This window comes from Pseudomonas spelaei, from assembly GCF_009724245.1.
In the GTDB taxonomy this organism is placed as follows: Bacteria; Pseudomonadota; Gammaproteobacteria; order Pseudomonadales; family Pseudomonadaceae; genus Aquipseudomonas; species Aquipseudomonas spelaei.
In genome coordinates this window covers 1-431 of sequence record NZ_WNNK01000087.1, presented here as the reverse complement: position 1 = coordinate 431, position 431 = coordinate 1, and the positions used below count along the sequence as shown (strand labels likewise).

Annotated in this window: 1 pseudogene; it reads left to right on the top strand. The window is 58.5% G+C overall.

Annotation, left to right across the window (positions count from 1 at the left end):
• Positions 1-431: pseudogene (locus GNF76_RS29440) on the top strand (hypothetical protein); the annotation flags it as partial.

Here is a 431-nt window from a genome sequence, read left to right as displayed (position 1 = left end):
GATGGCTCGCGGCTGACCATCCGTTTCTGGGTCAGCTTTGACCGTGGTTCCGACAAATCCACCGCGCTGCTGTTTCGGGTGCGCGAGCACCTGGTGCAAGCATTGCCTGGCGTCCTGCCACACCCGTTTATCGGCGGTGCCTCGGGTACCGGGCCGAGTGTGACGGTGGAACCGCTGTCGATTGAAAACAACATGCGAGTGACGGTGCGATACACCGGCATGAACAGCACCGACCGGATCTTCCTGGAAATCATCTTCCAGGATTGCACCACACACACGGTCCCGTTGAATGGCCTGGATGGCGGTACGGTGGTGTTCAACCTCAACAATACGATTTTGGCGCGTTGTGTGAACAGCACGGTGGTGCTGCGCTACACGGTGTTGCGCAATGGCAATACCATTCCGTCCGAGGACCAGACGGTGAGGTTCAA